Source organism: Kitasatospora sp. NPDC059795, from assembly GCF_042732175.1.
Classification (GTDB): domain Bacteria; phylum Actinomycetota; class Actinomycetes; order Streptomycetales; family Streptomycetaceae; genus Kitasatospora.
In genome coordinates, this window is record NZ_JBHWID010000003.1 from 205,970 (window position 1) to 224,695 (window position 18,726).

Below are 18,726 nucleotides of genomic sequence, written 5' to 3' on the forward strand. Positions count from 1 at the left end.
GAGTCCACTTGGCGCGGACGGTGACGGCCCTCCAAGCCGATCAAGGCGACCGGGCCGGCCTTCCGGGCGGCGGGCCGTCAGCGCTCCGTCGCGGCGAGGGCTTCGCGGGCCCGGGCCTCCCAACTCGGCGACTCCCAGCGGCGGGCGACCTCGACGGCGTGCCGGAAGTGCTCGGCGGCCTCGGCGGTGCGGCCGAGGTGACGGGCGAGTTCGCCGAGCGACAGGGCGACCGGGCGGGCGGCGATCGAGGTGGAGCTGGCGCCCGCCACCAGATCGGCGAACGGCCGCAGCTCGTCCAGGAGTTCGGCGACCTCGGCACGTTCGTCGAGGGCCATCGCGGCGTCCGCGCGCAGCACCAGGAACAGCGACCGGAAGTAGTCGGCCTGCACGGTGCGGCGCTCGGCGCGGGCCGCGCGGGCCTCCTCGCGGGGGCGTCCGGCGGCCAGCAGGGCGAGCGCGGCGACGTCGGCGACCAGCGGCCCGTACTGGGCGCGGTGGTGGTCGATCAGCGGGAGCATCTCGCCGAGTCGGCCCTCCCGGTGCGCGATCACGATCCGTACCAGCGCGTGGAGGGCGTCGGCGTGCAGTGAACTGCGGGCCCGCAGGCTCGTCATCGCCTGCTCGTACAGCGCGGTCGCCTCCTCGACCCGGTCGGCGGCGAGTTCCAGCATGGCGCGCTGGCAGAGCACCACGTCGGAGAGTTCGACCAGCCGGTAGCGCTGCGCGATCTCCTCGCCCGCCGCCAGGTGGCGGCGCAGCGCGGGGAGGTCGCCGCGGACGGCGGCGGCGGTGGCGCCCAGGTGTTCGGCGTGCCAGCGGTAGGCGGGCAGGTCGTGGGCGACGGCGAGCGCGGAGATCTCCGCGGCGAGGCGGCGCCGGTCCACCGCGGCGAGTTCGTGGTCGCAGGCGCGGGCCTGTGCGGCGAGGGCGAGGCACAGCAGGTGCGGGTCGTCCTCGGCGCGGGCCAGGGCGACCGCCCGGGCGGCCGCGTCGAGGGCCACCTGCGAGCCGGTGCAGTCGAGTTCGTGGGTGAGCGCGTCGAGCAGCCGGCACCGGGTGGCGGGCGGCAGGTCGGTGCGGCGCAGCAGTCGGCCGAGGGTGTCGACGGCGTCCTGGTCGACGGTGCCGTACGGGTGGGTGACCCACGGGGTGGGTTCGGTCCAGGCGGTCCAGGCGGCGATCAGCAGGTCCTCGCGGCCGGACTCGCGGGCGAGCCGCAGGGCGTGCGCCTTGGTCTCCCCGGCGTCGCCGACCTGCCCGGCCCGGATCTGGGCCCGCAGCAGCGCCCCGAGCAGGTCGATGCGGCGGGCCGCCCGGTCCTCGCCGGGCCGTTCGGCGGCGCGTTCCAGGTTGTCGACGGCCTGCCGGAGCAGGGCGACGGCGCTGCGGTGGGCGTAGCGGCGTTCGGCGGCCTCGGCGGCGCGGACGCAGTGCTCGACCGCGAGTTCGGCGGTGGCGGTGGACGCGGCCTGGGTGAAGTGGTGGGCGAGGGCGGCGAGTTCGCCGGGGCGCAGGTCGCGCAGCGCGTGGCCGATCCGGCCGTGCAGGCGGGCCCGGCGCAGGCCGCCGAGGTCGGCGTACAGGGTGTCGCGGACCAGCAGGTGGGCGAACCGGACGGCGCCGGGCCGGGGTTCCAGCAGCAGCCCGCCGGCGACGGCCGCCTCGACGGCCTCGGTGGCGGTGTCCTCGTCCTGCTCGCCGGCCCGCACCAGCAGGTCGACGTCGCTCTCCCGGCCGGCGACGGCGGCCAGCCGCAGCAGGTCGACGGCCGGTGCGGGCAGCCGCTCGAAGCGCCGCCGCAGCACGTCCCGGACGCCCTGCGGGACTTCCTTCAGCGCGGTCGACTCGTCGCCCAGGACGAGCAGTTGGGCGCTCTCGGCGAGGTAGAACGGGTTGCCTCCGGTGCGCTCCGCGAGGGCGCGAACGGTCTCCGGGCGGACTGGCGCGGCGCAGACCGCCTCGATCAGGCGTCCCGCGTCGGCCTCGTCGAATCCGCCGAGCGGCACCCGGGTGGGCGAGCGCCGGGCCAACCGTCCCAGTACGTCGGCGAGTTCGCCCTCGCCGGGGCGTAGCGCGGCGACCACCAGCAGGCCGCCTGCGGGGGTGCCGTCGGCGGGGTGGGCGGCGAGCTCGCCGAGCAGTTCGCGGGTCTCCGGGTCGGCGGCGTGCAGGTCGTCGAGCAGGACGGCGAGCGGCGCGGTGCGGGCGGCGGCGTGCAGGCGGGCGACGACGGCGCGGTGCAGGCGGAACCGTCCGGACAGCGCGTCCCGGCCCGCCGCCGGCCCCGGGTCGGCGAGCAGCGGGGCGAGTTCGCGGTCGGCGACGGCGTCCGGGTGCCGGCCGGCGAGCTCGCGCAGCACCTCGGTCCACGCCCACGCGGCGGGCGCCCCGGCGCTCTCCGGGCACCGCCCGGTCGCCACCCGCCACCCCTGTTCGACGAGTTGCTCCCCCAGCCGTCCCAGCACGGTGGACTTCCCCGCCCCGGCCTCCCCGCTGACCAGCGCGAACCCCACCCCGCCCCGCGCGGCCTCGGCGGCCCGCCACAGCGCGCCCAGTTCCTCCGCCCGCCCCACGAACAGTCGCCCGGACCCCGCCCCTGCCCTGCCCCCGGCCGTCCGAGCCGGAGCCGCCGCCTGCTCTTCGGCATCTCCGCCGGTGGGCCCGGGCGCGGCCGATGTCCCCCGCCCGCCGTCGCGGGCCGCGTTGCCCTCGCCCCCGCGCCCGACGGGGCTCCCGAACGGCCCGCTGCCGACCGCAGCACCGCCCGACCGGCCGGTTTCCGTGCCCCCGCCGGGCCCCGTCGGCAGCGTCAGGCGGTCCAGTTGCCGGCGGAGGATCGCGGTTTCGAGGTCGGTGAGGGCCGGGCCGGGGTCGAGGCCGAGTTCGGTGGCGAGGTGGTGGCGGGCGCGGCGGACGGCGGTGAGGGCTTCGGCCTGGCGGCCGGCGTGCCAGAGCGCGAGGGCGAGCAGTCGCCAGCCCTCCTCGCGCAGCGGGTGGTCCTCGACGAGGGCGGCGGCGTCCTGCACGGCCGACCCGAAGCGGCCCTCGGCGAGGGACTGTACGGTCGCCGACTCCCGGGCGGCGGTGCGGAGTTCCTCCAGCCGGGCGGTCTCGACGGCGGCCCAGGGCCGTTCGGCGAACTCCCCGTACGCGGCGCCCTGCCACAGCGCGAGCGCCCGCCGGACGTCGCCCGCCGCCGCCAGGCTCTCGAACTCGGCCGCGTCGAGGGTAACTTCGCGCAGCGCGTAGCCCCGCCCGGCGCTGACCAGCAGTCGTGGTTCCTGCCGGGGTCCGCGTCCGGGTTCCAGGAGGCGGCGCAGGTTGGACACGTAGGCCTGGAGCGAGACGGCGGCCTTGGCGGGCGGCGCGCCGTCCCACAGGTCGTCGATCAGGCGGTCGGCGGAGACCGTCGCGCCGTGTGCGACCAGCAGGCGCGCGAGCACGGCACGCTGACGCGGACCGCCCAACCGGATTGCGTCCCCCGCCACTTGCGCCGTGAGTGCCCCGAGCACAGTGATCCGCACCATCGTGCGCCGAGCCTATGCGATGGCTGTTCGGAACCGTCCACCAGCCGCCCTCCGCACCGCCGCCGTCCCACGCACCCCCCTTCCCTGCCGTCGCGCACCGCCTCCCATCTGCGTCAATGCCTCCGCCACGGTCGGCCGCACGAGAAGATCATGTGGACGACTTGTGCCACTGCATGATCCGTCCACCCTCCAGCTCTTCCCTGTGTTCGAACGGGAGGCCAGAGTGGTGCCCGTCGGCAGCGCCGACGGGTCGGAGATCCCCGGCGGATTCGTCGGGTAACTCCCTGAACACGCACCGCAATTCGCACAGAGAAGAGAAATCCGTGAACGCCACTCGCACGGCCCGCACCGTCTTCGTCGGCCTGCTGTCCGCCGGAATCGCCGTGCTGATCGGACTCTCCTCCGCGCCGTCCTCGCACGTCGGCGGGGCTGTCCACGCCGCGGGTGCCACCGTCAACGGCCCGGTGACGTCCATCAAGGGCCCCATCGAGGACGTGACGTGGGGTCAGTGAGAATCAGCCCGTCGCGGAGTTCCGGCGCCCGCCGGGGCCGCGCCGACATTCGGTGACCGAAAGACGTCGACCGACCGAACACGCTGTGAAGGCGAACCGTCACAACTGCCGGTGTCGTTCAGTTTCCGGAGGCCAGGCGGACGGCGGCCAGCGGCACGAAGCCCCCAGTGCCGCCGCCGGTGTCGCTCTCGCCGAGGCGGCGCAGCATGGTGACGGCGATCCGCTGCGCCTGGGCCTTGGCGCGTTCGGCGACGGGGCCGGCGTGGCGGCCGTCGAGGGTGGCGCGCCAGAGCTGGACCCAGCGGCCGAAGTGTTCGGCGGTGAGCGGGCTGATCGCGTGCAGCGCCGCGTGCGGGGCGAGCGCGTTGCCCCGGTAGGAGGCGGTGCGCAGCAGGGCGCTCTCCCAGAAGTCGGTGATCCGCGGGAGGTGCGCCTCCAGGTCGAGGCGGGCGATCTCGGTGAAGATCGGGCCGATCAGCGGGTCGGCGAAGGCGGCGCGGTAGAAGCGCCGGAGGGCGGACTCCAGGTCGGCCCTGGTGGTGATGTCCGGCAGTGCCACGGTCTCCTCCTGGTACGTCGCGCGCCCGGTCAGGGTACGTCGCGGCGGGGCGCCGCGGGGAGGGCCGTTGGTCCCGTTCGCCGCGCTCACCTGGCAGGATGCCGGTATGACCTACCTCGCCGCGGACGACCGCTATGCCTCGATGACCTTCCGCCGCGCCGGGCGCAGCGGTGTGCAGCTGCCCGCCGTCTCGCTCGGACTGTGGCACAACTTCGGTGACACCCAGCCGCTGGAGGTGCAGCGCGCGGTGCTGCGCCGGGCGTTCGACCGGGGGGTGACGCACTTCGACCTGGCGAACAACTACGGTCCGCCGTACGGCAGTGCGGAGCGCAACTTCGGCTACCTGTTCGCGCAGGACTTCCGTCCGTACCGGGACGAGCTGTTCATCGCGTCGAAGGCGGGCTGGGACATGTGGCCGGGCCCGTACGGGGACGGCGGCAGCCGCAAGTACCTGCTGGCGAGCCTCGACCAGTCGCTGGGCCGGATGGGCCTGGACTACGTGGACGTCTTCTACTCGCACCGGTGGGACCCGACGACTCCGCTGGAGGAGACGATGGGCGCGCTGGACACGGCGGTGCGTTCGGGCCGGGCGCTGTACGCGGCGATCTCCAACTACCCGGCGGAGCAGCACCGGCAGGCGGTGGCGATCCTGCGCGAGCTGGGCACGCCGTGTCTGCTGAACCAGGCCAGCTACTCGATCCTGAACCGGGAGCCGGAGCAGGGCCTGCTGGACGCGGTGGGCGAGACGCAGACCTCGCTGATCGCGTACTCGCCGCTGGCGCAGGGCCTGTTGACGGACCGCTACCTGAGCGGCGAGGTGCCGGCGGGTTCGCGGATGTCGGTCGGGCACTTCCTGAAGGAGGAGGCGCTCACCGAGGCCAAGTTGGCGCAGCTGCGGGCGCTCGCGAAGGTCGCCGAGGGGCGCGGTCAGAGCCTGGCGCAGCTGGCGCTGTCCTGGGTGCTGCGGGACGAGCGGGTGGTGTCGGTGATCGTCGGTGCGTCGAGCGTGCGCCAGCTGGACCAGAACCTGGACGCGCTGGCGGCCGGCCCGCTGACCGCGCAGGAGATCGCCGAGATCGACCGGCTGAGCAGCTGATCTCCGCCGTACGCAGCTGATCCGCACCGTACGCGGCTGATCCCCGCCGTACGCAGCTGATCCCCGACGTGCGGGCGGCCGAAGCGGGTTCGGCCGCCCGTGCGCGTCAGGCCAGCTGAGGGAGCACCGTCTCGGCGACCCGGTAGGCCTCCTCCAGCAGCGGGTTGCCGGACAGGATGAACGTGTCGACGCCCAACTCCTGGTATTCCCTGAGCCGTTCGACGACCTGTTCGGTGGAGCCGACGACGGCGGTGCCGGGGCCGGGGCGGAACAGGCTCATCCCGGGCCACAGGTTGGGGTGGGTCTCCAGTTCGCGGGCGCGGGCGGGGACGCGGCCGCCGTGCTGGCGGAACTGGCGCTGCCAGCCGACGCCGTCCTCGCCCTGCCGGCCGCCGAGTTGGCGGGCGTAGGTGGCTTCGCTGGTGACGTCGAGGAGGCGGTCGGCGGCGGCCCAGGCCTGCTCCTCGGTGTCGCGGACGATCAGGTGCAGGCGCAGGCCGAGCCGCAGGGTGCGGCCGTGCGCGGCGGCGCGTTCGCGGACCTTCTCCAGCTTCTCCCGCAGCAGGTGCGGGGGTTCGCCCCAGGTGAGGTACACGTCGACGTGTTCGGCGGCGACCTCGATGCCGGCCGGGGAGGAGCCGCCGAACCAGAGCGGGATGTGGCCCTCGCGCAGCGGCGGCAGGTCGCGCAGCGACGCGCCGGCGTTCTTCAGCTGGTAGAACTCGCCTTCATGGTCGAAGACTTCGCCGCTGGTGAGGCGCTTGACCAGGCTCCAGTACTCGGCGGACAGCCGGTAGCGGTCGTCGTGGTCGACGTGCAGCCCGTACTCGCGCAGTTGGTGGGTGGAGCCGTTGACCACGTTGAAGCGGAGCCGGCCCAGGCCGTGCAGGTGCTCGAAGGACAGCGCCATCTTGGCCAGCAGGGTGGGCGAGATCAGCCCGGGGTGCACGGCGAGGAGGGGTTGGAAGCCGGGGCCGGTGGCGGCGGCGAGCGCGGAGCCGAGCGTCCACACGTCGTACTGGTCGGTGGCGAGCAACGCGCCGGTGTAGCCGAGGCGTTCGACGGTGGCGGCGAGGTGCTGGAGGTAGCCGAGGTCGACCGGGCGGCGGCCCTCGGGCTCCCACGGGTAGTGGCCCTCGCGGGGGATCAGGTACCACAGGACTTCGGTGGCCATGGTGCTCAGTTCCCCTTCGCGGCGCGGGAGATGGCGTCGGCGACCGGCTGCTCCAGGGCGGGCAGGTGGATGTCGGCGACGGTGACGGGCCGGTCGATGAAGCCGACCCGGTGGAAGATGTCCGCGGCTTCCTGCTGTTCGGCGACGAACTCGGCGGTGGCGGGCTCCAGTTGCCAGGGCAGCGCGGTCAGCGCGGTGTGCCAGTCGGCCTGCTCGCCGCCCTGGTCGGCGGCGGCGACGGCTGCCGCCTCCTCGGGGTGGGCGGCGGCCCAGTGGTCGGCGCGCTGCAGGGCGGTGACGATCGCGGCGACCACCTCGGGCCGCTGGACGGCGAGTTCACGGCGGGCGAAGAACACCGAGCGGTCGGTGATCACGTCCGTGGTGCGGATCAGTTCGCGGAACTCGCCGGTGCGGCGGGCGGCGGCGAGTTCCGCGCCCTGCGCGATCCAGCCGGCGATCGCGCCGCTGCGCAGCCGCTCGGCCTCGTCCCCGGCGGGGCGTTCGGCCGTGATGTCGTCGCGGTACGAAAGCCCGTGCTGGTGCAGGGACTTGGCGAGCAGGTGGGTCTGCCAGGAGCCGATGGCGAGCACCACGGTGGCGCCCTTCAGGTCGGCGACGGAGGCGATCGGCCCGTCGGCGGCGACCAGCAGCGCGCCGTGGTCGTGGCGGGGCGCGGAGACGGCGGTGTACACGATGTCGTGCCCGGCGGCCTGTGCGGTGATCGGCGGGGTGGAGCCCGTCCCGCCGAAGTCGATGGTGCCGTCGGCGAGGTAGGCGCCGGTCCGGGTGCCGTCGGCGTAGTGGTGGAACTCGGCGCTCTCGCCGAGCGGGGCCAACTCCTGCTGGAGGTAGTCGAGTCGGGCCAGGTGGTAGAGGGAAGGGTTGGAGCGGTGCACACCGACGGTGACGGTCATGGCGCGGTCTCTTCTCTGTGGTGACGCAACGTCAGTTGCTGTTCGCGGTTTCGGTCTTGGTGTCCTGGTGCACGCCGAGATCGGCGAGCAGGTCGCGGCGCAGGGCCGCGAAGGCGGGGTCGGCGGGGTCGCGGGGGCGTTCGACGGTGACCGTCTCGTCCCGGACGAGGGCGCCCTCGCGGAGCACGGCGACCCGGTCGGCGAGGCGGATCGCCTCGTCCACGTCGTGGGTGACCAGCAGCACGGCGGGGCGGTGGCGGCGGCACAGGTCGCCGACCAGGTCCTGCATGCGCAGCCGGGTGAGCGCGTCCAGGGCGGCGAACGGCTCGTCCAGCAGCAGCAGTTGGGGTTCGCGGACGAGGGCCCGGGCGAGTGCGGCGCGTTGCGCCTCGCCGCCGGACAGGGTGCTGGGCCAGGCCTCGGCGTGGTCGGCGAGGCCGACCTCGGCGAGGGCCTGCCGGCCGGTCTCCCGGGTGGCGGCGCCGCGCGGCAGGCCCACGGTGACGTTGCCGAGGACGCGCTTGGACGGGATCAGCCGGGGTTCCTGGAAGACCACCGTCCGGGCGGGCGGCACCAGCACGGTGCCCTCGTCGGCGCGGTCGAGTGCGCCGAGGATCCGCAGCAGCGTGGTCTTGCCGGTGCCGGACGCGCCGAGCAGGGCGAGGAATTCGCCGCGGGCGATGTCCAGGTCGATGCCGTCGAGGACCGCCCTGGTGCCGAACACCCTTCGCAGGCCCCGGACATGAACAGCGGGAGCGCTCATCGTCCGGCCACCGCCCGGCCGTTGACGGGACGCCAGGGCATCAGCAGCCGCTCCAGGACGCGGACCGCGCCGTCGGCGGCCAGACCCAGCAGGCCGTAGATCAGGATGCACACGGCGAGCACGTCGGTGCGCGAGAAGTTCTGCGCCTGGGCCATCAAGTAGCCGATCCCCTCGGTGGAGTTGATCTCCTCGGCGGCGATCAGCGCGATCACGCTGAGCGTCATCGACAGCCGCAGCCCGGACAGCAGCGCGGGCAGCGCCCCGGGCAGCACGACCTCACGGACCACCGCCCAGCGCGACAGGCCGAAGCTGCGCATCGCCTCGACGAGCTTGCGGTCGGTGTTGCGGACGCCGCCGGAGGTGGAGACGTACATCGGGAACGAGGTGGCGACGCCGATCAGCGCGACCTTCGCGGTCTCGGTGATGCCGAACCACACCATGAACAGCGGCACCAGCGCCAGGAACGGCACGGTGCGCAGCACTTGCACGGCGGAGTCGAGCAGTTCCTCGCCGAGCCGGAAGAATCCGGTGACCACGCCGAGCACCAGGCCGACGCCGGCCCCGAACAGCAGGCCGAGCCCGGCCCTGGCCAGCGAGGTGGACAGTGCGTCGCCGAGCTGGCCGTTGCCCCACAACTCGCCGACGGCCTGGACGACCTGGCCGGGCGAGGCAAGCACGTCGGGGGTCAGCACGCCGGTCGCGGAGCTGATCTGCCAGGCGGCGAGCAGCGCGAGCGGCCCGAGGGTGCGCAGGGCGAGCGAGAGGCCGCGCGGGCGGTCGGCGGTGGTCCGGGCGCGCGGGGCGACCAGCCCGGCCGCCCGGGCCTCCTCGGTGGTGGCGGTCACTTCGCCGCCCCCGCAAGGGAGTTGATGTCGATCAGGTAGGGCTTGACGTCGACCTTCGCCTTGGTGACGCCCTGGTCGGCGTAGAACGCGGCGACCACGCCGAAGCGGGCGGTGTCGGCGTCGGTGATCGGCGATTCCACGGCGCGCTGCCGGCCGAACTCGACGGCGACCTGCTGCTCGGCGGGGCTGACGGCGGTCGGGCCGGCGTCGGTGAAGACGTTCAGGTAGGCGGCGGGGTCGGCCTTCTCCTTGGCGCCGTTCTCGTGCAGGTAGCCGTAGAACGCCTTCAGCACCTCGGGGTGCTGCTCGGCGAAGGCCGAACGGGCCGCCCACACCGCGTAGTTGTCGCTGCCGACGGCCTTGCCGTCGACCAGGAAGTGCGCGCCGGTGTTGGCGATCGCCGGGATGGAGAACGTCCCCCAGGTCGCCCAGGCGTCCACCTGGCCGGAGTTGAACACCCCGGAGGTCTGGTCGGCCCGCAGGTAGACCCGCTGCACCTGGTCCGCCGGGATGCCGTTCTTCTCCAGTGCCTTCAGCAGCAGGTACTCGGAGGTGCCGCCCTGGGCGACCGCGACCTTCTTGCCGACCAGGTCCTTGACCTCCTTGATCGGCGAGCCGTTCTTCACCAGGATGCCTTCGCCGGCCTCGTCGGGCGCGATCTGCGCGAACAGCTTGAAGCCGGGCTTCTGCGCGAGCGCGGTGATCGCCGAGGTGATCGAGCCCTGGGCGACGTCCAGTTGGTCGGCGTTCAGCGCCTGCGCAGCGGGGGCGAACGGCCCGGCGCTGCCCGTCCACGCCACCTTGGCGTGCACGGCGGCCAGCGCGCGGTCCAGCGAGCCGTCCTTCTTCCCCTTCGCCAGGAAGCCGGAGTTCCCGGGGTCGGGCACCCGGAGCACGACCTCCCCGCCCTTGCCGTCGGCGCTCCCGCCGGTGCCCGAGCCGGACGAGCCGCAGGCGGTCAGGGCCAGGGCGGCGGCGGCAACTGCGGTGACGGCGACGGTGGTTCGGGTGCGCTTCGTGGTGCTGCGCATGGGTCTCTCCTCTTGAATCACAGAACAGCGGGGGGGGCGGACGCCGGAGCGGGTTTCGGGGCGTCAGGGTGTCAGGGCGTCAGGACGTCAGGGCGGGCGGCGAGCAGTTCGCGGGCGGCGGCCAGCGGGGCGGGGTCGGCCCAGGCGTGGACGTCGACCCGGTCGGCGAGGAAGCCGTGGGCGTGCAGGAAGCGCTCCTGCTGCGCGAGCAGGTCGAGGCGCTCGGTGGACAGGTCCGGGTGCAGGGCGCGGTGCCCGTCGGCGGCGTACGCCCCGGCGACGCCCTCCGGCCCGGCGCCGGTCTCCGCGCCGAGGATCCGCGCCACCTCGGCCGGCTGTCCGGCCGCCCAGTCGGCGGCCCGCAGCAGCACGGCGACGAACCTGGCCACCAACTCGGGGTGTTCGTCCAGCAGTTGCTGGTGGACGGTGATCGGGCGGGGGGTGCCGTTGTTGACCCGGTGGCGGCGGTCGGCGAGTGCGTCGAGCTCCACGGCGGGCACCGCGCCGTACCGTCGGGCGGCCTCCACCGCCAGCGCGCCCTTCACGTACACCGCGTCCACCCGGCCGTCCCGCAGCGCGGCCAGTTCGGCCGCCCACTGCGCGCCGTCCGGCTCCGCCGTCACCTCCGTGAACTCGACGTCGTCCGGCGCGAGTTGGGCGGACTCCAGCACGCCGTGGTGGCCGGCCAGGGCCATCGCCCGCCAGAAGTCGATGCCGATCGGGTGCCGGGGCACCGCGAGCCGCGCGCCGCGCAGCTGCTCGGCGGAGCGGATGCCGCTGCCCTCCCGGACCAGGATCGTCTGGCGCTCCTCGATCCAGGTCAGGCCGATCAGTCGGGTCCGCTCACCGCGCGAACGCGCCCACAGCGCAGGCACGTTGCCGCCTTCGCGGAACAGCGCGGTCAGGGCGTGCGTGTAGTGGTGGTCGGCCGCGACCTCGGGCGGGGCGTCCTGCAGGGAGCGCACCGTGATGCCGTCGGCTGCGAACTCCTCGGCCAGCCAGCCGCGGTCGGCGGCGATGCCGGTGGCGGTGGGCACCGGGCAGCGGGTGAACCACAGGGTGTCGGGAGACGGGGGCGTGCCGGGCACGGCGGGGACGGGGCTCATGGCGGGGCTCCGGAAATCTGGGAAGACGCACAGACATCCCACACAGTGGGAACAGTACGGCGGGAAAAGGGAGTTCGGGAGAGCTCTCAGCGACAACAGCGAGGAAGGGGCCGGCCTGTGGTCACGGCGCACCTCCTCCTGTCGGATCGGCCGAACGGGCCGTCGGCGACCCGGTGTCCGCCGATGGACCGAGCGTTCCACGAGGTCAGGGCCCGGATCAAGCGTTGCCAGATGATGGGATCAGCTGTTCACGCTGAGGAGTGCCGCCGCAACACCGCCGACATGCTCCGTTCGCGATCGGACCCATATCCTGTAAACGCCAAAGCAGTTGACCGATCAGAGCCAATCCCGAAGAGGTGCGATGCCCGCCAGCCCCGGAATCCTCCAGTCACCGCCGGCCGGCGCCCAGGCGGTCCACCGGGCGCTCGGCCTGTTGCACTGCTTCCACGACAACGGCCCCTCGCTCAGCGCCTCCGAACTCGCCCGCCGGATGGGCCTGTCCGTCTCCACCGCGCACCGCCTCGCCCGCACCCTGCTCGCCACCGGCTTCCTCGACCAGGACGACCGCACCGCCCGCTACAGCCTCGGCCCGGCCGTCGCCGAACTCGGCCAACTCGCCTTCCACCAACGCGGACTGCACCTCGCCGGACCCGAACTCGACCAGCTCGCCCGCCGCACCGGCGCCACCGCCGACCTCGCCATCCGCTCCGGCCCGCACGCCCTGATCCTGGTCGGCGGCTCCGTCCTGCCCTCCACCGGCCTCGGCCTGCGCCGCCCCCTGCACTCCACCGCGCTCGGCAAGGTCCTGCTCGCCTGGCCCACCACCGCCGAGGGCCCGCTGCCGGACCCGCTCCCCGCCTACACCGACCGCACCCTCACCGACCCCGCCGCACTCGACGCCGAACTCGCCCTCACCCGCGAACGCGGCTACGCCCTCAACGACGGCGAGTCCGCCCCCGGCATCCGCACCCTCGCCGTCCCCGTCCTCGACTCCGCCTCCACCGCCCGCTTCGCCCTCGCCCTCCGCTCCACCCCCTCCCACCTCACCCCCGACTCCCTCCCGCACACCCTCGCCCTCGCCCGCACCTGCGCCCAGGCCCTCGCCGTCCTGCTCCTCCCGGCCGACGAGCGCTGACCACCGCTCACCCCCCGGACGTCCTCCCCGGCGCCTCCGGGAACTCCACCACCGCGACGGCCTCCCGCCGGATCCGCTCCGTCCCCCATGCGCCGAGCGGCCGCAGCGCCTCGTTGAGCGTGCGCCCCTGCTCCGTCAGCGAGTACTCGACCCGGGGCGGCACCTCCGCATACACCTTGCGGTTGACCAGGCCGTCCTCCTCCAGCTCGCGCAGGTGCTGAGTCAGCATCTTCTCGCTCACGCCCGGTAGAGCGCGCCGGAGTTCGGCGAAGCGGCGCACGCCGTGCGTGGCGAGCTCCCAGAGGATCAGGCCCTTCCACTTGCCGCTCACCACGTCGAGCGCGGCGTCGATGCCGCAGATGTACGGACCCTGCCTCGGTGCCCTGGCCATCGCCGATCCCCCTTACGAAAAGGTAAGTACCGCAGTAATCAGTGGGTACTTCCGAGCGTAGTGACCTTCTCCGAGCATGGAGGGGTGAACGCACAACAGAAGCCACACCGGAAGCTCGGCGCCGTCACCGTGATCGGCCTCGGCCCGATGGGCCGGGCCATGACCCGGGTCCTGCTCGCCGCCGGACACCCCGTCACCGTCTGGAACCGCACCCCCGCCCGGGCCGACGGACTCGTCGAGGCCGGGGCGACCCTCGCCGCGACGCCAGCCGAGGCCGTGGAGGCGAGCGGCCTCGTCCTCCTCAGCCTCACCGACTACCGGGCGATGCACGACATCCTCGACCCCGCCACCGCCTCACTCGCCGGCCGCACCCTCGCCAACCTCAGCTCCGACACCCCCGACCGCTCCCGCGAGGCGGCCGCCTGGGCCGCCGGCCACGGCGCGGAGTTCCTCACCGGCGGCGTCATGGTCCCCGCGCCGATGGTCGGCACGCCCGCCGCCCACGTCTACTACAGCGGCGACCACCAGCTGCTCCGGCACCACACCCCGGTGCTCGAACTCCTCGGCACGCCGAAGTACCTGGGCTCCGACCCGGGCCTCGCCCAGATGATGTACCAGGCCCAACTGACCGTTTTCCTCAGCACCTTGACCGCCCTGATGCAGGCCACCGCCATGCTCGGCACCACCGGGCTGAAGGCCGCCGAGGCGATGCCCGAACTGCTCGCCTCCGCCGACGCCATCGGCGCGATCCTCCGGGCCAACGAACAGCACCCCGGCGCCGCCCTCGACGCGGGCGAACACCCCGGCCACCTCAGCACCGTCACCATGATGGGCGCCACCGCCGACCACATCGTCGAAACCACCGCCGCCCTCGGCCTCGACCCCGCCCTCCCCCTCGCCGTCCAGTCCCACTACCGCCAGGCCATCGCCAACGGCCACGGCGCCGACAACTGGACCCGCATCATCGACGCCATCCGCGCCCCGCGCTGATGTCCTGACGTTCCGTCACTTCCACTTGTCGGCGGCCGACTCGGCGTCTTCCGGGCGGCCGCCGACTCCGCAACGACCGAAGCGGACCGTTGCGCGGCGGGCTCACACCGAGTTGGTGGGCCTGGACGCGTCCGGCCGGAAGGCGTGGTCCATCGGGAACGGGTTCGGAACGATGTCGTCCGACCAGAGGCAGGCCACCTCGATGCCGTCCTCGACGCCGTCCAGCATGTCCAGCGCTTCGACCTCGACCATCGCCGTCCTGGCCGTCCCGCCGTCCGCGTTGGCGTACACCTTCTCCTCGCGGCGCCCCCGGGCCAGCGCCGCCCGCAGGCCCGCCTCATAGTCGTCGGCCCGGACCAGGAACACCGACACCGAATACAGCAGCACGTCGCTGCCGCTCGCCAGGTGCGCGAAGCGGATCCGGCAACTGAACCAACAGGGGCCCGAATCCGGGTCGGTGGAGATCACCACGGCACCGTAGCGCACCGCGGAGCGACCCGCCCCGGGCGTTCGCCGCCCGGGGCGGGCGCTACCGTAAGCACCCGGGTCGGCTTCGCGAAAGGCCCCGCGCCCACCGCCGGCACCGCGCCCCCACCCACCGCAGACACCGCGCCCCGCCCGCTCCCGACGCCGCGCCCCGCCCCGCGTCGGCGCGCCCACGTTCGAGTGAGGTTGTCCGAACCGTCCCGCGCCACGGTGGTAGGCATACGCATCACTTGCCGGTTCCACGGAGGACCCACATGGCCGCCACCCACTGGACAGCCGACCTGCTCGACCGGATGCGCCACGCCGGAGACCCGCTCGGGGACGCCGCCATCGCGGAGACCTACCAGCTCGGGCAGCAGGACCAGGTGCGGCAGACGCTGCTCGGCTTCGGCCGCAACAGCGAAGCCGTCCCCGCCGGGCTGCCGCCCAAGCTCCAGCAGTACTTCGAGGAGACGGCCGTCCTGTTGCCCTGGGCGGATCGGGCGAAGATGGCTCGCGGCCACCAACTCCTCGGCCGGTAACAGCCGTTGATCGCCTCGATCCTGCTCTGCGGTTCGCTCCCGCTCTGCTGCACCTGCGGCAACGGGGCCGAGGTGCTGGTCCGTTCGCAGCGCCTCACCTCCGGGGTCTACCGGCGCCTGGCGGAGACCTCGCAGTTCGTCGTCGACGTCCTCGACAACGACGACCTGGGGCCGACCGGTCGCGGGCTGCGCTCGGCACAGAAGGTCCGCCTGCTGCACGCCACCATGCGCTACCACGTGTCCCAGCTGGGCGACTGGGACGCGGACACGCTGGGGGTGCCGGTCAACCAGGAGGACCTGGCCGGCACCCTGATGAGCTTCTCGGTGCTGATCCCGCTCGGCCTCGCCTCGCTCGGCGTCGACCTGCTGCCCGAGGACCGCGACGCCTACTTCCACATCTGGCGGGTGGCCGGCCACGTCCTGGGCGTCGACGAGCAACTCAACCCGGCCGAGTTCAAGGACGGTTCCGCCCTGAAGGACGCCATCATCGGTCACCAGCAGCGCCCTTCGGAGGCCGGGCGGGTGCTGACCAAGGGTGTCCTGGACTTCGTCCGCGAGATCCTGCCGGTGCCGCCGGGGGCGGGCCCCACGCTGATCCGGCGCCTGATCGGCGACAAGTCCGCCGACGTCGCGGATGTCCCCCCGGCGGACAGCCTCACCCAACTGGGGCTGTCCGCCGCCACTCTGCCGAGCTTCGGGTACGGGAAGGCCGGCGACACCCTGCCACCGGTTGCCGAACTGGCAAGCCAGCTCGGCCTGTTGATCATCAAGGAGGGCCTGCTGCTCACCAACAAGGGCCGGCGCCGGGAGTGGCAGGTACCCACCGGCCTGACCGACTCGACGCCCTGACGCCTCCTGCGGCGCCCGGCCCGGGCAGGCCGCCGCGCTCCCGCCTCGTCCGGCGCGAAGTGCCCCCGGCCCGTCTCCCCAAACGGGCCCGCGACGAGAACGCATCCGGCAGGATCGAGGGCATGACCGACCCGAACGCCGAGTGGATCACCGTCGCCGCCTACGAGAACCTGCCGGGCTGCCCCAACCCCCTTGCGGCCGTTCGCGCTTGACTGCGCGACCGGGGCATCGACCGGATGCCCTTCGACCCGGCCGAGATCCGCATCGATCTCGCCTGCGGCATCGGCCGCGACGGCCACTGGCACGGCTGGTTCGACGTCCGACTCCCGTCCGACGCGCTGCGCCGTCTCGGCCTGCACCCCGACCAGCCCGTCGCCCGCGTCACCGGGGCGTCGCCGCCCAGGTGGTGGCACGCCGAGGCCGAGCGCCGTGCCCGCCGGTGATCCGTCGGCCGCGCCCCGGGGAGGGTGCGGCCGACGGGCCGGCGTCACGCCACCGGCGCGTACTTGTAGCCGACGCGGCGGACGGTGACGATCGTGTCGCGGTAGGCCGCGCCGAGCTTGCGGCGCAGGCGGGCGACGTGGACGTCGACGGTGCGGCCGTCGCCGACGTGGCCGTAGCCCCAGACGGTGTGGACGAGTTGGTCGCGGGTGTGGACGCGGTGCGGGTGCTCGGTGAGGTGGGCGAGGAGCTCGAACTCGAGGTAGGTGAGGTCGAGCAGGACGCCGTCGACGTACGCGTTGCGGCGGTCGAGGTCGACGGAGATGCCGCTGTCGGCGGGCCGGGTGAACGGCCGGACCGCGGCGACCGGAGCGGGCGCAGGAGCAGGAGCAGGGGCGGCCACCTTCTCGGCCGGCACCAGCACCAGGTAGCCGACCAGCGGGGCGTTCGCGTGCGCCCCGAGCTGCGTCAACAGGCCTTGCGGCAGCACGGATTGGGGCAGCGCGGCGACGACGGCCGCGCCGTCCTGGAGGCCGGCGAGCAGGCTCTCGGGGGCGATGGCGGGCGCGGGCCGGGTGGTCGGGGCGGCGATCCGGCGGTGCTCGGTGTCGAGGGGGTGGTTCGGCAGGGTGCGGACCGCTCGCAGATGCGGGGTCGCGGTGGCGGCATAGGACATTCGAGGGCTCTTTCGCGCGTGACGGTCGGTGGGTGGTCGTCGTCTGCGCTTCCGGCGCGCCGGGCTGACGGGAGGTCAGCGCGGCGGGCGGGAGGCGCGCGGTGCGCGCCGACAGGTCTGGTCGAAGTGGTGGGCCTGACGCGAGGGCCAGAACGGGTCGAGAAGGGTGCGGGGATGCACGGAGGGCTCTCCGAAGCGCGAAGAAGGTCGTTGGGGACGCGGAAACCGCCACCATGCCCGGGAGAAACGGGTGGTGACGGCGCGTCAGCGACAGCAGGCGCTGAAGATCAGCCCGTGGTCGATGTAGCGACGCACGGTCAACAGGGGAAGCGCGGGAAGCACCCGGAGCGCCGACGGGGCGGCGGTGGCGGCAGCACTGCGGACGGCTATGGTCATGGCGGCGCTCCTCCCCCGGTGTGCGTGTGTCTGGTGCCCGCGACGAACGGCAGAACGGCGGGCGCAGTTACGAGACTTCCACGCGAAGTGCCCGGAAGGCAACCCACTGCACCCATCGGCCCGCCCTGCGAGACAAATCCGGCTCACCATCCGGACAGCACCGCCCTGACCTGCACAGACACGGCCCCGAACTACAGTCGGATTCCGACCTGCTCGGCAGCGTGCTCGACCAGCCGGATGAGCAGTTCCTTGCCGTCCTCGCGGCGGCGCGCGTCGCACAGCAGCACCGGCACCGTCGCGGACAGGTCGAGCGCGGCGCGGACGTCCTCGGGCGCGTACACCTCGGTGCCCTCGAAGCAGTTGACGGCGACCACGAACGGGATGCCGCGCTGCTCGAAGTAGTCGACGGAGGGGAAGGAGTCGGCGAGCCGGCGGGTGTCGGCGAGGACGACCGCGCCGAGGGTGCCGCGGGCGAGTTCGTCCCAGACGAACCAGAAGCGGTCCTGGCCGGGCGTGCCGAACAGGTAGAGGGCGAGGCCGGGCTTGAGGTCGATGCGGCCGAAGTCCATCGCGACGGTGGTGGTGCGCTTGGCCTCGACGCCGGCGGTGTCGTCGACGGGGCGGCCGCGTTCGCTGAGCGTCTCCTCGGTGCGCAGCGGCCGGATCTCGCTGACGGCGCCGACCAGAGTGGTCTTGCCCGCGCCGAACCCGCCGGCGACCAGGATCTTGACCGCGTGCGGGCCCCAGGGGGCCTTGCGGGCGACGGGCGTCGACGGGGCGCCGGGGGTGCCGGGGGCGTCAGAGTGCACGGAGGCCATTGATCACGTCTCGCAACAGGCGCTCGTCCGGTTGCCGGGCGAGCTGGAAGGGCCGGGTGACGTCGATCAGTTCGGCGTCGTGGAGGTCGCCGAGGAGTACCCGGACGACGCTGACCGGCAGGTCGGTGTAGGAGCCCAACTCGGCGACGCTGAGGGGTTCTTCGCGGCAGAGCTGGAGGATGTTGTGGTGCTCGGGGCCGAGCGCCAGGTCGGTGGGGACGCCGCCGGGGGCGAGGGCCGGCCCGGCGGCGGTGACGAGCGAGATCAGGTCGAACAGGTCCTCGTCGACCGGCCGGGCCCGTCCTCCGGTCATCGAGAACAGCCGGACCATCGGTCCGGCCTCGTCGTCGAACCAGCGGTCGTCCACCGGCGTGCGGGGCGCGAACAGGTCGACCGACGGTTCGTCGGTCGACGTCTCGTCCGCGCTCTCACCGCTGAGGCCGGCCGGGGCGGTGGCCTCGGTCGGCTCGGTCGGCTCGGGCTCGCTCATAGATCG

21 protein-coding genes are annotated in these 18,726 nt (G+C 73.7%); 7 read left to right on the plus strand and 14 right to left on the minus strand.

Annotation, left to right across the window (positions count from 1 at the left end):
- Window positions 1-77: 77 nt before the first annotated feature.
- On the minus strand, window positions 78-3,527 hold the full coding sequence (locus tag ACFV4P_RS08075; protein WP_380468526.1) for a BTAD domain-containing putative transcriptional regulator: 3,450 nt from the start codon (window positions 3,525-3,527) through the stop codon (window positions 78-80).
- Between the two features lie 323 nt (window positions 3,528-3,850).
- Between ACFV4P_RS08075 and ACFV4P_RS08080 the strand changes: the two genes are divergently transcribed.
- Entirely contained in the window at window positions 3,851-4,039 is a 189-nt protein-coding gene (locus ACFV4P_RS08080; RefSeq protein WP_380468528.1) for a hypothetical protein, read from the plus strand.
- Between the two features lie 118 nt (window positions 4,040-4,157).
- On the opposite strand, the gene ACFV4P_RS08085 is transcribed toward ACFV4P_RS08080, so the two are convergent.
- Window positions 4,158-4,598 (minus strand): group III truncated hemoglobin, encoded by a 441-nt coding sequence (locus tag ACFV4P_RS08085; RefSeq protein ID WP_380468530.1) that lies wholly within the window; start codon window positions 4,596-4,598, stop codon window positions 4,158-4,160.
- A 106-nt stretch (window positions 4,599-4,704) separates the two neighbouring features.
- Here ACFV4P_RS08085 and ACFV4P_RS08090 point away from each other — a divergent pair, with 106 nt between their 5' ends.
- Window positions 4,705-5,694 (plus strand): aldo/keto reductase, encoded by a 990-nt coding sequence (locus ACFV4P_RS08090; RefSeq protein WP_073808981.1) that lies wholly within the window; start codon window positions 4,705-4,707, stop codon window positions 5,692-5,694.
- A gap of 106 nt (window positions 5,695-5,800) precedes the next feature.
- Here ACFV4P_RS08090 and ACFV4P_RS08095 read toward each other — a convergent pair whose 3' ends face one another.
- From ACFV4P_RS08095 to ACFV4P_RS08120, 6 genes are all read right to left on the minus strand, one after another.
- Window positions 5,801-6,868, minus strand: a complete 1,068-nt coding sequence (locus ACFV4P_RS08095) for an LLM class flavin-dependent oxidoreductase (RefSeq protein WP_380468532.1) — start codon at window positions 6,866-6,868, stop codon at window positions 5,801-5,803.
- A 5-nt stretch (window positions 6,869-6,873) separates the two neighbouring features.
- Complete coding sequence (locus ACFV4P_RS08100) at window positions 6,874-7,782, minus strand: ABC transporter substrate-binding protein (protein WP_380468534.1); 909 nt, start codon at window positions 7,780-7,782, stop codon at window positions 6,874-6,876.
- Between the two features lie 31 nt (window positions 7,783-7,813).
- A complete protein-coding gene (locus ACFV4P_RS08105) occupies window positions 7,814-8,545 on the minus strand; it encodes an ABC transporter ATP-binding protein (protein WP_380468536.1) in 732 nt (243 codons plus the stop codon).
- Complete coding sequence (locus ACFV4P_RS08110) at window positions 8,542-9,390, minus strand: ABC transporter permease (RefSeq protein WP_380468538.1); 849 nt, start codon at window positions 9,388-9,390, stop codon at window positions 8,542-8,544. The genes ACFV4P_RS08105 and ACFV4P_RS08110 overlap by 4 nt, the downstream gene beginning before the upstream one ends.
- Entirely contained in the window at window positions 9,387-10,421 is a 1,035-nt protein-coding gene (locus tag ACFV4P_RS08115) for an ABC transporter substrate-binding protein (protein WP_380468540.1), read from the minus strand. The genes ACFV4P_RS08110 and ACFV4P_RS08115 overlap by 4 nt, the downstream gene beginning before the upstream one ends.
- A 71-nt stretch (window positions 10,422-10,492) precedes the next feature.
- Window positions 10,493-11,527, minus strand: coding sequence for an ABC transporter substrate-binding protein (locus tag ACFV4P_RS08120; protein WP_380468542.1), 1,035 nt, complete (start codon window positions 11,525-11,527; stop codon window positions 10,493-10,495).
- 361 nt (window positions 11,528-11,888) lie between these two features.
- Between ACFV4P_RS08120 and ACFV4P_RS08125 the strand changes: the two genes are divergently transcribed.
- Window positions 11,889-12,662 (plus strand): IclR family transcriptional regulator, encoded by a 774-nt coding sequence (locus tag ACFV4P_RS08125; RefSeq protein ID WP_380468544.1) that lies wholly within the window; start codon window positions 11,889-11,891, stop codon window positions 12,660-12,662.
- 7 nt (window positions 12,663-12,669) lie between these two features.
- On the opposite strand, the gene ACFV4P_RS08130 is transcribed toward ACFV4P_RS08125, so the two are convergent.
- Window positions 12,670-13,053: a winged helix-turn-helix transcriptional regulator gene (locus ACFV4P_RS08130; protein ID WP_380468546.1), complete on the minus strand. Its 384-nt coding sequence runs from the start codon at window positions 13,051-13,053 to the stop codon at window positions 12,670-12,672.
- An 84-nt stretch (window positions 13,054-13,137) separates the two neighbouring features.
- Between ACFV4P_RS08130 and ACFV4P_RS08135 the strand changes: the two genes are divergently transcribed.
- Window positions 13,138-14,043: an NAD(P)-dependent oxidoreductase gene (locus ACFV4P_RS08135; RefSeq protein ID WP_380468548.1), complete on the plus strand. Its 906-nt coding sequence runs from the start codon at window positions 13,138-13,140 to the stop codon at window positions 14,041-14,043.
- Window positions 14,044-14,145: 102 nt separating this feature from the next.
- On the opposite strand, the gene ACFV4P_RS08140 is transcribed toward ACFV4P_RS08135, so the two are convergent.
- On the minus strand, window positions 14,146-14,511 hold the full coding sequence (locus ACFV4P_RS08140; protein ID WP_380468550.1) for a DUF4288 domain-containing protein: 366 nt from the start codon (window positions 14,509-14,511) through the stop codon (window positions 14,146-14,148).
- 272 nt (window positions 14,512-14,783) lie between these two features.
- On the opposite strand from ACFV4P_RS08140, the gene ACFV4P_RS08145 reads away from it, so the two are divergent.
- The 3 genes from ACFV4P_RS08145 to ACFV4P_RS08155 all read left to right on the plus strand — a co-directional run bounded on the left by ACFV4P_RS08145 (window position 14,784) and on the right by ACFV4P_RS08155 (window position 16,342).
- A complete protein-coding gene (locus ACFV4P_RS08145; RefSeq protein WP_380468552.1) occupies window positions 14,784-15,050 on the plus strand; it encodes a hypothetical protein in 267 nt (88 codons plus the stop codon).
- A 6-nt stretch (window positions 15,051-15,056) separates the two neighbouring features.
- Window positions 15,057-15,899 carry an oxygenase MpaB family protein gene (locus ACFV4P_RS08150; protein WP_380468554.1) on the plus strand — a complete coding sequence of 281 codons (843 nt, stop codon included), beginning with the start codon at window positions 15,057-15,059 and terminating at the stop codon, window positions 15,897-15,899.
- Window positions 15,900-16,135: 236 nt separating this feature from the next.
- Window positions 16,136-16,342: a hypothetical protein gene (locus ACFV4P_RS08155; protein WP_380468556.1), complete on the plus strand. Its 207-nt coding sequence runs from the start codon at window positions 16,136-16,138 to the stop codon at window positions 16,340-16,342.
- 44 nt (window positions 16,343-16,386) lie between these two features.
- Here the strand turns inward: ACFV4P_RS08155 and ACFV4P_RS08160 are convergent, their stop codons facing one another.
- The 4 genes from ACFV4P_RS08160 to ACFV4P_RS08175 form a co-directional block, all read right to left on the minus strand.
- On the minus strand, window positions 16,387-17,016 hold the full coding sequence (locus ACFV4P_RS08160; protein WP_380468558.1) for a winged helix-turn-helix domain-containing protein: 630 nt from the start codon (window positions 17,014-17,016) through the stop codon (window positions 16,387-16,389).
- Window positions 17,017-17,280: 264 nt separating this feature from the next.
- A complete protein-coding gene (locus tag ACFV4P_RS08165; protein ID WP_380468560.1) occupies window positions 17,281-17,412 on the minus strand; it encodes a hypothetical protein in 132 nt (43 codons plus the stop codon).
- Between the two features lie 191 nt (window positions 17,413-17,603).
- Window positions 17,604-18,230 (minus strand): ATP/GTP-binding protein, encoded by a 627-nt coding sequence (locus ACFV4P_RS08170; RefSeq protein WP_380468562.1) that lies wholly within the window; start codon window positions 18,228-18,230, stop codon window positions 17,604-17,606.
- A complete protein-coding gene (locus ACFV4P_RS08175; protein ID WP_380468564.1) occupies window positions 18,211-18,720 on the minus strand; it encodes a DUF742 domain-containing protein in 510 nt (169 codons plus the stop codon). The genes ACFV4P_RS08170 and ACFV4P_RS08175 overlap by 20 nt, the downstream gene beginning before the upstream one ends.
- Window positions 18,721-18,726 lie beyond the last annotated feature (6 nt).